The sequence below is a fragment of the Streptomyces sp. CNS606 genome (assembly GCF_000426325.1).
This window is the reverse complement of sequence record NZ_KE384522.1, coordinates 250,711-263,732: the sequence shown is the minus strand read 5'-3', so window position 1 is coordinate 263,732 and position 13,022 is coordinate 250,711. Positions and strand designations below refer to the sequence as shown.

13 protein-coding genes are annotated in these 13,022 nt (G+C 73.0%); 9 read left to right on the top strand and 4 right to left on the bottom strand.

What is annotated here, in order from left to right; translation table 11 throughout:
* The first annotated feature begins 3 nt into the window (after nt 1-3).
* Entirely contained in the window at nt 4-537 is a 534-nt protein-coding gene (locus K304_RS0125810) for an AbrB family transcriptional regulator (RefSeq protein ID WP_027766066.1), read from the top strand.
* Nucleotides 534-1,061 carry an AbrB family transcriptional regulator gene (locus K304_RS31380; protein ID WP_158687426.1) on the top strand — a complete coding sequence of 176 codons (528 nt, stop codon included), beginning with the start codon at nt 534-536 and terminating at the stop codon, nt 1,059-1,061. Before K304_RS0125810 ends, K304_RS31380 begins: the two co-directional genes overlap by 4 nt.
* A gap of 28 nt (nt 1,062-1,089) precedes the next feature.
* Here K304_RS31380 and K304_RS0125800 read toward each other — a convergent pair whose 3' ends face one another.
* On the bottom strand, nt 1,090-1,791 hold the full coding sequence (locus K304_RS0125800) for a GntR family transcriptional regulator (RefSeq protein WP_078529737.1): 702 nt from the start codon (nt 1,789-1,791) through the stop codon (nt 1,090-1,092).
* A gap of 95 nt (nt 1,792-1,886) precedes the next feature.
* On the opposite strand from K304_RS0125800, the gene tcuA reads away from it, so the two are divergent.
* Together tcuA and K304_RS0125790 are read left to right on the top strand one after the other, a co-directional pair.
* Nucleotides 1,887-3,368 (top strand): FAD-dependent tricarballylate dehydrogenase TcuA, encoded by a 1,482-nt coding sequence (gene tcuA / locus K304_RS0125795; RefSeq protein ID WP_027766064.1) that lies wholly within the window; start codon nt 1,887-1,889, stop codon nt 3,366-3,368.
* Nucleotides 3,358-4,521, top strand: a complete 1,164-nt coding sequence (locus K304_RS0125790; RefSeq protein ID WP_078529735.1) for an isocitrate/isopropylmalate family dehydrogenase — start codon at nt 3,358-3,360, stop codon at nt 4,519-4,521. The genes tcuA and K304_RS0125790 overlap by 11 nt, the downstream gene beginning before the upstream one ends.
* A 37-nt stretch (nt 4,522-4,558) precedes the next feature.
* On the opposite strand, the gene K304_RS31375 is transcribed toward K304_RS0125790, so the two are convergent.
* Nucleotides 4,559-5,287, bottom strand: a complete 729-nt coding sequence (locus K304_RS31375; RefSeq protein WP_051308848.1) for a FadR/GntR family transcriptional regulator — start codon at nt 5,285-5,287, stop codon at nt 4,559-4,561.
* An 89-nt stretch (nt 5,288-5,376) separates the two neighbouring features.
* Here K304_RS31375 and K304_RS0125780 point away from each other — a divergent pair, with 89 nt between their 5' ends.
* From K304_RS0125780 to K304_RS0125760, 5 genes are all read left to right on the top strand, one after another.
* The gene (locus K304_RS0125780; protein WP_027766062.1) at nt 5,377-6,642 is read left to right on the top strand and encodes an Nramp family divalent metal transporter; all 1,266 of its coding nucleotides are present in this window, start codon (nt 5,377-5,379) and stop codon (nt 6,640-6,642) included.
* Between the two features lie 13 nt (nt 6,643-6,655).
* Nucleotides 6,656-8,464, top strand: a complete 1,809-nt coding sequence (locus K304_RS0125775) for a gamma-glutamyltransferase family protein (RefSeq protein ID WP_027766061.1) — start codon at nt 6,656-6,658, stop codon at nt 8,462-8,464.
* Between the two features lie 180 nt (nt 8,465-8,644).
* Nucleotides 8,645-9,340 carry a DUF1275 family protein gene (locus K304_RS0125770; protein ID WP_027766060.1) on the top strand — a complete coding sequence of 232 codons (696 nt, stop codon included), beginning with the start codon at nt 8,645-8,647 and terminating at the stop codon, nt 9,338-9,340.
* Nucleotides 9,341-9,544: 204 nt separating this feature from the next.
* Nucleotides 9,545-10,816, top strand: coding sequence for a VWA domain-containing protein (locus K304_RS0125765; RefSeq protein ID WP_027766059.1), 1,272 nt, complete (start codon nt 9,545-9,547; stop codon nt 10,814-10,816).
* A complete protein-coding gene (locus K304_RS0125760) occupies nt 10,816-11,667 on the top strand; it encodes a hypothetical protein (RefSeq protein ID WP_027766058.1) in 852 nt (283 codons plus the stop codon). The genes K304_RS0125765 and K304_RS0125760 overlap by 1 nt, the downstream gene beginning before the upstream one ends.
* 128 nt (nt 11,668-11,795) lie before the next feature.
* On the opposite strand, the gene K304_RS0125755 is transcribed toward K304_RS0125760, so the two are convergent.
* A complete protein-coding gene (locus K304_RS0125755; RefSeq protein WP_027766057.1) occupies nt 11,796-11,981 on the bottom strand; it encodes a DUF397 domain-containing protein in 186 nt (61 codons plus the stop codon).
* Nucleotides 11,978-12,838, bottom strand: a complete 861-nt coding sequence (locus tag K304_RS0125750) for a helix-turn-helix domain-containing protein (RefSeq protein WP_027766056.1) — start codon at nt 12,836-12,838, stop codon at nt 11,978-11,980. The genes K304_RS0125755 and K304_RS0125750 overlap by 4 nt, the downstream gene beginning before the upstream one ends.
* Nucleotides 12,839-13,022 lie beyond the last annotated feature (184 nt).

Below are 13,022 nucleotides of genomic sequence, written 5' to 3'. Positions count from 1 at the left end.
GGGGTGACGGAGAACCACGGATGGCTTCCGGACGCCGGCCGCGTCGCGCGGCTGCTGGCCGGAGCGCTCGCCGGAGCACTGGTGTTCACCGTGCTGCGGGTGCCCGCGGGCACGGTCGTCGGCTCCGTGGTCGGCAGCGCGTTGGTCAACCGGTGGCGTCCGGCCGCCTTCGACCACCGGCTGCCGGTCCGGGCGTTGCGCACGGTCGGCATGGTCCTCCTGGGCTGTGCCGCCGGGGCACGGCTCGACGCGGAGACGCTGCGGACCCTCGCCGGGCTGGCGCTTCCGCTGCTCGGCGGGGTCGCCCTGCTGATCCTGCTGGAGATGCTGCTGGCCGCGCTGCTGATCGTCCGTCACGGCGTGGACCCGGTGACCGCCGTCCTGGCCTGTGCGCCCGGGGGGCTCAGCGAGATCTCGCTCACCGCTCAGGACATGGGCGCCCGGATGAGCCTGGTGCTGGCCGTGCACATGGCGCGCGTGCTGGCGGTGGTGCTGCTGCTTCTGCCGCTGCTGGTGGCGTGGGCGAGGGCGTCGTGAGCGCGGGTGTGGTGTGGCTGCTGCTGGGCGGGGCCGCCGGGGCGGCGCTGGCCAAGCCGCTGCGGCTGCCGTTCTGGCCGCTGATCGGCTCGATCTGCGGTGCGGCCGCCGTACGTCTGTGGTCGGGCGGTCACCTCGCGCTGCCGTCCGCGTGGCAGACCGCGGCACAGGTCCTGGTCGGCACGGTGGTGGGGCTGGCCGTCGCGCCGGGTGTGCTGCGGGACTTCCGTGCGGTCCTGCTGCCCGGCCTGCTGGCCGTGGTCGCGATTCTCGGCTTCGGCGTCGGCTGGGGGCTGCTCCTCGGGCACACCGGTGCGACCGAGGCCCCCGCGGCGGTGTTCGGCATGGTGCCGGGCGGGGTCGGCGAGATGCTGGCGGCGGCGACCGCCGTCCACACGGACACCGCCGTGGTGGCCGCGATGCACCTGGTCCGGCTCGTCGTGGTGCTGTCGTGCCTTCCCCTGCTCGTGCGCTGCGCGCAGGCGTTCGGAAGGTGGTGGGAATCCCGTGGGCACGAACGCTGAACCGCGCCGCCGCGCCCCCGCCCGCCGGCTACTCGCCCAGCATCACGGCGAGCCGGATCTCGCGGGCCCGCCGCATGTGCGCCCTGGCCGACCGCTCGGCGGCCTCGCCGTCGCGCGCCTCGATCGCGCGCACCACGGCCTCGTGCTCCGCCACGGCCCCCTCCGCCCGGTCCTTGTAGCCGAGCGTGGAGGCGGGCAGCCGGCGCACGGCGTGCTCGACCTGGCCGAGGAAGCGGCCCAGGTAGCTGTTCGCCGTGGCGTCGCGCAGCGCACGGTGCCAGGCGAGGTTCAGTTTCGACAGGGCCGCCGTGTCGCCCCGTCCCGCGGCCTCCTTCATCTGCGCGTCGATCCCGTCGAGTTCCGCCACCAGTCCGGGCGGGCAGCGGACGGCCGCCAGCCGTGCTGCGAGCCCTTCGAGGTCCTCACGCACCACGTACAGGGCGAGGACGTCCTCCAGCGACAGCGGGGCCACGGTCGTGCCGTGGTGGGCGGTCTTGACGACCAGCCCCTCGTCCGCGAGCCGCCGCAGCGCCTCCCGCACCGGTGTGCGGCTCACCTTGAACGCGCCCGCGATCTCGTCCTCGCGCAGCCACGTGGTGGGGGACAGGGCGCCGTCGAGGATCGCCTCGCGCAGCGCATCGGTCACCGCGTCCGTCGTCCGCCCCCGGTGCGTGCCCGGTAGGAGGTAACGGCTCAGGTCCTTGGTCTGTCGGTCGTCTGCCTCGGCCACGCGGCAACGATAGGGGACGACCGAAGCGTCGTGCACACAGTGGATACGATCAGCCCATAATTGAATGCAATGTGGATACAGAAAGGAGCATGATCATGGCCGCACGAAAGGTGATCGTCGTCGGAGCGGGCAACGCCGCCCTGTGCGCGGCGCTCTCGGCGCGCGAGCAGGGCGCGGAGGTCGTCGTACTGGAACGCGCCCCGGAGAAACTGCAAGGCGGCAACACCGCCTTCACCGCCGGAGCGATGCGGGTCGCCTACGACGGGGTCGACGACCTCCGCCGCCTGATGCCGGACCTCACCGAGGACGAGATCGCCGTCACCGACTTCGGCACCTACTCCACGGCGGACTTCCTCGACGACCTCGCCCGGGTGACGGAGTACCGGACCGACCCCGAACTCGCCGGACTCCTCGTCGAGCAGAGCCTGCCCACCCTGCTGTGGATGGCGGACCAGGGCGTCCGCTTCATGCCCATCTACGGCCGCCAGGCGTTCAAGGTGAACGGCCGGTTCCGTTTCTGGGGCGGCCTGACCGTCGAGGTCTCCGGCGGCGGCCCCGGCCTGGTCGACGCGCTGGTCAAGGCCGCCGCACGGGAAGGCGTCCGCGTCGAGTACGGCGCCCGCGCCCTGTCGCTGCTCCGCGACGACGACGGCGTGCACGGCGTCCGCGTCCGGCAGCACGGCACCACCCGCGAGGAGCGGGCCGACGCCGTCGTGCTGGCCAGCGGCGGCTTCCAGGCCGACGCGGCGATGCGCGCCCAGTACCTCGGCCCCGCCTGGGACCTCGCCAAGGTGCGCGGCACCCGCTTCAACACCGGCGACGGCATCCGCATGGCCCTGGACGCGGGGGCGAGCCCGGTGGGCAACTGGTCCGGATGCCACGCCGTCGGCTGGGAACTGAACGCCCCCGAGTTCGGCGACCTCGCCGTCGGCGACTCCTTCCAGAAGCACAGCTACCCCTGGGGGATCATGGTCAACGCCCACGGCAGGCGCTTCGTCGACGAGGGCGCGGACTTCCGCAACTACACCTACGCCAAGTACGGCCGCCGCGTCCTCGAACAGCCCGGGCACTTCGCCTGGCAGATCTTCGACCAGCAGGTGAGCCACCTGCTGCGCGACGAGTACCGCATCAAGCAGGTCACCAAGGTCACCGCACCCACCCTCGAAGCCCTCGCCCGCAAGCTCGACGGCGTCGACCCCGACGCCTTCCTCGCCGAGATCGCCGCCTACAACGCCGCCGTCGACACCGGCACCGCCTTCGACCCCAACGTCAAGGACGGACGCGCCACCCGCGGCCTCGCCGTCGACAAGACCAACTGGGCCAACCGCATCGAACAGGGCCCGTTCGAGGCGTACGCCGTCACCTGCGGCATCACGTTCACCTTCGGCGGCGTACGCATCAGCACCGACGCCGAGGTCCTCGACACCGACATGGACCCCATCCCCGGCCTCTACGCGGCCGGCGAACTCGTCGGCGGTATCTTCTACTTCAACTACCCCGGCGGCAGCGGCCTCACCAACGGTTCGGTCTTCGGACGCATCGCCGGCACGCAGGCGGGAGCCCCCCGTGCAGCCTGACACCTCCGCGACGCCGCCCGAGGCGTCCGCCTCACCCGTCCCGTCCGACGCGCCCCCGCCGCCGACGGGGCCACGTGCGCCCCGGCACCTCACCCTCGCCGTCATCCCCGGCGACGGCATCGGTCCCGAACTCACCCGGAGCGCCCTGACCGTCCTGCACGCCCTCGCCGAGCAGGAGGGCCTCAGCCTCGACATCCGCGAGGAACTCGCCGGCGCCGAACACTTCCGCCGCACCGGACGGTCCGTCGTCCACGGCGTGCTCGACCGCCTCGCCGCGGCCGACGGCGTCCTCAAGGGCCCCGTCGGCCTCCCGGACGTCCGGCACCCGGACGGCACCGAAGCCGGCCTGCTCGGCGGCGTGCTGCGCACCGGCCTCGACACCTACGCCAACATCCGCCCGATGCGCCTGCTCCCCGGCGTCCGGGGCGCGACCCGCCACGCAGCGGGCGACATCGACTACGTGATCGTGCGCGAGAACACCGAGGGCCTCTACCTCTCCCGCGGCGCGGGCGTCGCCACCCCCGACGCCGCCACCGACCAGCTCATGATCACCCGTTCCGGCACCGCACGCGTCGTCCGGCACGCCTTCGAACTGGCCCGCACCCGCGCGGCCGCCCGCGACGCCTCCGCCGCCCGGAGACCCGAGGTCGTCTGCGTCGACAAGAGCAACGTGCTGCGCAGCTTCGCGCTCTTCCACTCCGTCTTCGAGGAAGTGGCGGCCGACTACCCGGACATCGGCTCCGGCCACCTCTACGCGGACGCGGCCGCCCACGAACTCGTCGCCCACCCGGAACGGTTCGACGTCCTCGTGATGGAGAACTTCCTCGGCGACATCCTCAGCGACCTCGGCGCGGCCACCGTCGGTGGCCTCGGCATGTGCGGCTCCGGCAACGTCGGCGACGGCGCGGCCTACTTCGAACCGATCCACGGCAGCGCCCCGGCGCTCGCCGGCCGCGGCCTCGCGAATCCCACCTCCCAGCTCCTCAGCCTCGTCCTCCTCCTGGAGCACGTCGGCCACCCCGACGCCGCCCGCACCCTGCACGCGGCGATCGCGCGCGCCTACGCCGACGGTGCCGTCCGCCTCACCGCCACCGGCACCCCGCACGGCGGCACCCACGCCGTCACCGACGCCGTCGTCGACCGCATCGGGTGACGACGGAGTCCCGGCGTGCCGTCTCCGGGTGGGCTGCTCAGTGCCCCGGCTGCCGCGCCGTCGGCGAGGCAGCCGTCTGGTCGACGACGGCCTCGACCACGTCCGACAGGTGCCGCGACATGGCCTCACGGGCGGCTGCGCCGTCGTTCTGTCGCAGTGCGTCGAGGATGCGCGCGTGGCCGCCCCAGGAGACGTCCTTGCGGAGCGGGCTCTGGAAGCCGATCCGGCGGGTTTCCGCGCTCAGTTCACCGATGCTCTCGAAGAGTTCGACGATCAGCGGATTGGACGAGGCCGCGGCGATCAGCTTGTGGAACTCCACGTCCAGCTCGCCGAGCGCCCGGGGGTTGTCCGTGGCGGCCGCGGCCTCGGCGAGTGCGTCGAGGCGGCCGATCTGCCCGGCCGTGATCCGCGAGGCCGCGAGGAAGGCGCATCCCGGCTCGACGGTCTGACGGAGTTCCATGACGTCACGGAACCCGGTGGTGGCGGCCTGAGCGCGACGGGAGAACGCCAGGTTCCGGTCGGCGTCGGTGGGCACCGTGACGACGGTTCCACGACCGGGCCGGCGCGACACCAGCCCCTTGATCTCCAGTTCGCGCAGGGCGTCGCGCAGTGTCGTGCGCGACACCCCCAGGGTCTCGGCCAGCGCCCGCTCGGGCGGCAGCTTCTCACCGACGGTGAGCCGGCCCTGGGCGACCATGAGCTCGATCTCCTCAGCGAGCTTGTGCCCGACCGATCTCCAGCCCTGACCGACGTCTTTCCACTTCACGCGGCGCTCCTCGCCCGTCCCCAGCTGTTGACACAGATCGTAACAGGTCTGATGGTTGGACCAATCACTGAACGGCGATGCGGAGCACCATGACTCAGGCGAACTCCCGTGCGGAGTCCACAGCGGTACGCAGTTCCCCGAAACCGTCGCTCTGGCGGCGCATCGTCGGCCCCGGGCTGGTGATGGCCGCCACCGGAGTCGGCGCGGGCGACCTCATCACCTCGCTCAACGCCGGCGCCAGCTTCGGGCTCACCCTCGCCTGGGCCGTGCTCCTGGGCGCCCTCATCAAGTTCATCGTCACCGAGTCCATCGGGCGGTGGTACCTGGCCACCGGCGTCACGCCGCTCCGCGGCCTCCTCCGCATCGGTCGGTGGTACATCGGCTTCTTCGCCGTCTTCGCGGTCTTCCTCGGCTTCTTCTACGGCGGCGCCATCGCGAGCGCCGGCGGCCTCATCGTCAACGCCATGGTCCCCGGGCTTCCGGTCTGGGTGGCGGCCGTCTGCTTCCAGCTGATCGGCACCCTGCTGGTCTGGGTCGGGCGCTACGGGTTCTTCCAGAGGATCATGGGCGTCTTCGTCGGCCTGATGTTCGTCTCGACGGTCGGCGCGGCCCTCGCGGCGCGCCCGTCCCTCGGGACGCTGCTGGACGGATTCACGCCGTCCTTCGGCGGCTCGGCCGGCGCCTTCTACGTGCTCGGCATCATCGGCGGGGTCGGTGGCTCGATCAGCCTGCTCTCCTACAGCCGCTGGGCCGCGCAGCACGGCTGGAGCGGGACGTCCCGCATGCGGGCGATGCGCCTCGACCTGGTCATCGGCTACGCGATGACGTTCGTCTTCATGGTGGCGATGATGGTCGTCGGTGCGGCCTTCACCGCGGGCCTCGACGGAATCCGGGGGGTCGACGGCCTCCGGGCTCTGTCCGAGCCCTTCGCGGAGGAGTTCGGGGCCGTCGCCATGTGGCTGCTGCTCATCGGGATGTTCTCCGCCGTCTTCAGTTCGCTCATCGGCGGCTACAACGCACTGTGCAACGTGTTCACCGACATCGTGCACGTCCTCCGGGAGCAGGACACCGAGATCGGCGATCCGGAGAAGACCCGGCCGTTCCGTCTCTACCTGCTCTGGATGGCCGTTCCGTCCCTCGGGCTCCTCGCCTTCGACGCGCCCGTCGTCATCGTGCTCGTCTACGCCGCCCTCGGCGCGGTGTTCATGCCCACCCTCATCGCGGGCCTGCTCCACCTGATGAACTCCCGCGACATGCCGGGCGCGCACCGCAACAGGTGGTTCACCAACGTGGCCCTCGTCGGCGGCCTCGCCGTCTACGGAGCGCTCGGCGTGCACGAACTCATGAGCCTGTAGGAGGAGTTAGGTCATGCGATTCACCACACGACCGGAGCTCAGCGGCACCTTCGGCATGGTCTCGTCCACCCACTGGCTCGCCTCCGCAGCGGGCATGAGCGTCCTGGAGCGCGGCGGCAACGCCTTCGACGCGGCCGTCGCCGCGGGATTCACGCTCCAGGTGGTGGAACCCCACCAGAACGGTCCCGGAGGCGACCTGCCGCTGATCTTCGCCGCTCCGGGGCAACGCCCCACGGTGCTCTGCGCGCAGGGGCCGGCGCCCGCCGCCGCCACCGTGCGTCACTTCCGGGAGCTCGGCCTGAGCGCGATCCCCGGCACCGGCACCCTCGCGGCGGCCGTCCCCGGGGCCACCCTCGGCTGGCTGACGCTGCTCCGCGACAGGGGGACGTTCCCGCTCGCCGACGTGCTGCACTACGCCATCGGGCACGCGCGGCACGGCTTCCCGGTCACGCAGAAGATCAGCGAGTACATCGCCAAGGTCCAGCGCCTCTTCACCACGCACTGGACCACCTCGGCCGCCGTTCACCTGCCGCACGGGCGAGCCCCCCGACCGGGCGAGTTCCTGCACAATCCGGCGCTGGCCGACACCTTCGAACGTCTCGTCGCGGCCGCGACCGGCGGAACCCGCGAGGCCGGGATCGACCGTGCCGTGGAGGAGTGGACCACCGGCGGGATCGCACGGGCGATGACCGCCTTCTGCGCCACCGAGGTCGTCGACTCGACCGGAGAGCGTCGGCGCGGTCTGCTCCGCGCCGACGACCTCGCGGGATGGCGCCCTTCCTACGAGAGCACCGTGAGCGTCGACTACCGCGGTCACCGGGTGCACAAGCCGGGACCGTGGTCGCAGGGCCCGGTGCTGCTCCAGCAACTCGGCATGCTCGCCGGTGACGAGGACCTCGCACCGGGTACCGCCGACCACATCCACCGCGTCGTCGAGGTCTCCAAGCTGGCCTTCGCCGACCGCGACGCCTGGTACGGAGACTCACCGGACGTCCCCCTGGACACTCTCCTCTCACCCGCCTACTGCGCCGAGCGACGCCGGCTGGTGGGGCCGCGGGCGAGCCGCGAGTTGCGGCCCGGGTCTCCGGAAGGCCGTGAGCCGGTGCTCCCGGCCTTCTCGCCGGAGGTGATCGCGGAGGTGTTCCGCAGCGCCGTCGGCGAGCCCAACGCCGTGGCCCCCGACGGCCCCGCCGCCGGCACGCTCGACGACGGCCCGCTTCCCCACGGAGAGGCGCGGACGGACACCGTCCACGTCGACGTCGTGGACCGGGCCGGGACCATGGTGTCCGCGATGCCGAGCGGCGGGTGGTTGCACTCCTCCCCCGTGATCCCGGAGCTCGGCTTCCCCCTGGGCACCAGGCTGCAGATGGCCTGGCTCGAGGAGGGCCTGCCCAACACCCTCGCGCCGGGCAAGCGCCCCCGGACCACCCTCTCGCCCACGGTGGTGACCCGTGGGGACGAGCCGGTTCTGGCCTTCGGCACACCCGGCGGCGATCAGCAGGACCAGTGGCAGCTGAACTTCCTCCTCAACGTCCTCGACGGCGGGATGAACCTGCAGGAGGCGATCGACTTCCCCCAGTTCCACTCCACGCACGCCCCCAGTTCCTTCTACCCGCACGAGAGCCGTCCTGCCGGGGTCGTTCTCGAAGGGCGGACCGGTGACGCGGTGCTCACCGAACTCGCCGCACGCGGCCACGTCGTCCGGCGTGCCGGGGACTGGGAGGTCGGGCGCCTCTGCGCGGTCGGGCGCGCACCCGGCACGGGCCGCCTGTACGGAGCCGCGAACCCCCGGAGCATGCAGGGATACGCGGCGGGGCGCTGAGCGCGGCGGCCCGCGCGGCGGGAGGCCGCCGGGGGCCGCGGCTCCCGACGTCCTCGCACCGTTCCGGCCGAACGGCGGCGAGGACGTCGGCACGCCCGCCCGCCGCGCGCCACGATGTCGCAGACGCCCGGCCACACAGGAGAAGGCGAGCCTGCTCGCCCACGCGCACGAGGAGAACCGGTGAGCACGTCCACCCGCCCGCAGCAGACCGAGCGGAGCATGCTCCGCCTGATGTTCGTGCTGACCTTCGTCACCGGCATGATCGACGCCATCGGCTACCTCGGTCTGGACCGGGTGTTCGCCGGCAACATGACCGGAAACGTCGTCATCCTGGGCCTGGGGCTCGCCGGAGCGGACCGGTTGCCTGTCCTGGGACCGGCAACCGCACTCGGCGGTTTCCTGCTGGGCGCCGCGCTCGCGGGCCGCGTACTGCGTCGCTCCGACCGCGGCCGGTGGACCACCGAGACGACAGCGGTCCTCATGGGCGGGGTGACGCTGCTGGGGGCGGTCGCGGTGCTCCTCTTCCTCGGGGAGAGCCTGCCCCCGCAGGTGAGCACGCCGCTGGGCGCCTTCCTCCTCGCGACCGCGATGGGAGCCCAGGCCGCGACCGCACGCCGACTGGCCGTCCAGGAGGTGACGACCGTCGTCGTCACCTCGACGCTGACCGGCCTGGCGGCGGACTCACGGCTCGGCGGCGGCGGTTCCCGGTTGGCGTTCCGCCGGGCGGGAGCCGTGCTCTGCCTCACCGCCGGGGCGGCGGCCGGGGCCCTGTTGCTGCTGCTCCACGCCGGTCTCGGCGTCGCCGTCTCCGCGGCGCTGACTCTGGTGGTCGCGGTGTGGGGGCACCTCAGTCTGAGGCGTCCCGCCCAGGCCTGACCCGAGCGGGCGGGGGATCCGGCCGGCGGTCCCGGCCACGCGCGGCCGGGGCACGGTACGACGTGCGGGTCGGCCGCGCCGGTGGTGCCTCTACCGCGGGGAGTCCACCGGCCGGGAGCAGGGCAGCGGGCTTCCGCACCCCGGCCGTCCGCTCCGTTCGTCTCCGTTTTGGGAGAGGTGACGGGTGGTCAGTACGCTCTGGCGATGATCACACGACACAGACTGGCGGCCGGGGTGTGCGGCCTGCTGGCGGCACTCGTCGCCGGGCTCGCCGCCCCGGCCGGCGCCGCCGCCGACGAGACGGCGGCACAGGACCCTCCCCAGGTCGAGCTGGTGCTCGACGTGAGCGGCTCGATGCGCACGCGGGACATCGACGGCGGCTCCCGGATGGCGGCGGCGAAACAGGCGTTCAACGAGGTCCTGGACGCCGTGCCGGACGAAGTCCACCTGGGCATACGCACCCTCGGCGCCACCTACCCCGGCGACGACCAGAAGGTCGGCTGCCGGGACACCCGGCAGCTCTACCCGGTCGGACCGCTGAACCGGACCGAGGCCAAGACGGCCGTCGCGACGCTCGCCCCCACGGGCTGGACACCCATCGGCCCCGCCCTCCTCGCCGCCGCCGAGGACCTGGAGAACGGCGACGGCACCCGCCGGATCGTCCTCATCTCCGACGGCGAGGACACCTGCGCACCACCCGACCCGTGCGAGGTGGCGCGCGAGATCGCCGCACGCGGCGTGCACCTGGTCGTCGACACCCTGGGCCTCGTCCCGAACGCCAAGATCCGCCGCCAGCTCAGCTGCATCGCCGAGGCCACCGGCGGCACCTACACCGCCGTGGAGCACACCGACCAGCTCGCCGGCCGCGTCAAACAACTCGTGGACCGCGCCGCCGAACCGGTCGCCGTCCCCGTACGGACCGAGGGCGCCGACCGCTGCAGCGACGCACCCCTGCTCCAGCCCGGCCTGTACGCCGACCGCGAGCGGTTCTCCCAACACCGCTGGTACCGGGTCGACGTCCTGCCCGGCCGGGAACTGCGCGCCTCGGTGACGGTCGCCGCCGACCGTACCGTCGACCGGGACTACGGCGTGCTCCTCCGCGCCGTGACCGAGCACGGCCGCGAGATCGTCCGGGGCTCGGAAGCCGGGCACGGACGCACGGACGTGATCTCGACGGGCCTGCGCTACCCCAAGGCGCCCCTCGACGACACCGGCGCCGAGCCCGAGCCCGAGACCGTCTGCCTGGAGGTCGGCAACTCCTTCTCGGCGCCCCCGTCGGTGCGGTCCACCCCCGGCATGCCCGTCGAACTCCGGATCGACGTGGTGGACGCGCCCGACGCCGCCTCGGACGTGGCCGCCTTCGGCCTCGGCCGCGGGTGGTGGCTGCTCGCAGCCCTGACGCTCACCGGCCTCGTCGCCGGTCTGCTGGCGGGCTGGATCTCACGCTGGCGCATCACTGTCAGGAGGACCCGCTGATGCGGACCGTACGCATGCTCGCCGGTGCTCTGCTGACGGGCGCCGTTCTCGCGGGGCCCGTCAGCCCCGCCGTGGCCGACTCCCCGTCGCCGAGCCCCGCCGCGAGCGACGAGGCCGGACCCACCGAAGCGGGTACCACCTTCCGCACCGCCACGCTCGTCCAGCAGGACCAGCGCGCCACCGCCGACGCGTCCACCGGCGACTACCTCTACTGGGTCTTCCCCGCCGACACCGGGCAGCGCGTCACCGTGACGGCCACCGTGACGCCACCCGATTCCGCCGCCCGGCACGGGGCGTCGACCTGGCAACTGGACGCCTACGACGGCCTGCGCCGCCGACAGGCCTGCACCCGCGGGGCGAACACCCGGGTCGCCTCGCAGGACGCCGCCTCCGTCGAGCTCTCCTGCACCCTGCGCCCGGTCCGCTCCTGGGCGGAACCGTGGGCCAACGACCCGCTGCCCGGCAGCTATTACGTCCGTCTGACCGTCACCGACCTGGCGGAGAAGGACCTCGGCCTCCCGGTACAGGTCGCCGTCCGGGCCACCTCGTCGGACACCGGCGGCGCCCACGCGGTCGACGGCTCGCTGTCCACCCCGCTGCTGCCCGGCGCCGGCGCCGGCGCCGCGCAGGACGAGGCGGACGAGGAGCCGGACGAGGAGTCGGCGTCGGACGCGGAGCCGGCGTCGCCCAGGGCCCTCGGGGAGCCGGAGGACGGCTGGGCCTCCGGATGGTGGACGGACCGCTGGGCCTGGACCGTGGCCGCCGGCGTCCTCGGGACGCTCGCCGGCATCACCGGCTACCGCCTGGCCGGAGGCTCAGGCCGCCGCCGGCCCTCCCCGCCCACCACCTGACCGCACACGCGTACCCCCGGGGCGCGGCCTCGCGGCACCACCCCACGACCGCTGCGGTCGGGCGGCCCCAGGGCCGGTGAGCACGGCAACGCCCCGCGCCGGACGGTTCCGGCGCGGGGCGTAGGGCATCAGTCCCGGGCTGCGTAGGAGAGGAAGGCGTTCCACGCGGCGGGGGAGAGGGCGAGTTCCGGGCTTCGGGTGTCCTTGGAGTCCCGGACGTGGATCGCCTCCGTGCCCTGCGCCACCTCGACGCAACTGTCACCCTGCGAGCCGCTGTAGCTGCTCTTGAACCAGGCCAGGTCGGACGTGTTCATGGCGCTCCTCGCAATCGCTTCAGCAGGCTCAGCGAGTCCTCGGGGGTCAGGGCCTGCGAGCGAAGTTTCGCATACCGCTGCTGGAGCAGGCTGATCTCTTTCGCACCGGCGATCAGCCGCCCGTTCTGCTGTCCCTCCGAGTACGCGAACCAGTGGTGGTCCGGGGTCTCGGCCAACTGCATCGGCCCGTCCGTGCCCGCATGGGACGGCTGCCGCAGCGGCACCACCTGGAACTCCACGTTCCAGTTCCGGTCGATCAACTCCAGCAGCCGGTCGTACTGTTCCCGCGTCACGTCCTCCCCGCCCGTCCACCGCTCCAGCACCGCCTGCTCCACGATGAAGCTGAACGCCGTCGGCGGCTTCCGCGTGACCGCCAGCAGGTCCTGCCGTGCCAACCGCGCGGCGATCCGCTGCTCCAGCTCCTCCGGGTCGGGCAGCGGCGGCACGTCCAGCGACACCGTCCGGGCGTAGGCCTCCGTCTGCAACAGGCCCGGCACGACACGGCATTCGTACGTGTACAGGCTGATCGCCGTGGCCTCCAGCCGGGCCCACTGCCGGAACCAGCTCGCCAGCCCCGCCTGCCGCGACAGATGCGGCGCAGCCCTGCGCAACGCCCCCGTGTTGCCCAGCGCGCTCTCCGCACGCTCCACGAAGTCGCGGTCCGGCATCCGCCGGCCCTGTTCCACCGAGGCGACCGTGTGCTTGGAGAAGCGGACCAGCGCGCCGAACTCCTCACGCCCCAGGCCCGCGTGCTCCCGCAACGCCTGGACGACCGCGCCGAACGTGCGCAGACTGTCCGAGACCTCCGGCTCCGCGCAGCCCGTTCCCGTGCCGCCGTCCGTGCTCTCGTGGGCCACGCCGGCCACCTCCCTCACCACTTCCCGCCGTACCGCTTCGACCGCGCCCATCGTCACGTGCCGTGACACGTACCGTCCACCGAATGTGCGCGTACGCTGACGCACCGTACGCACCGCGACCCTGGCCAACTCGCCGGTCCCGGCCCCTCAGTCCGACGCCTCGTCACCCCTGGGGGGAGGGGTG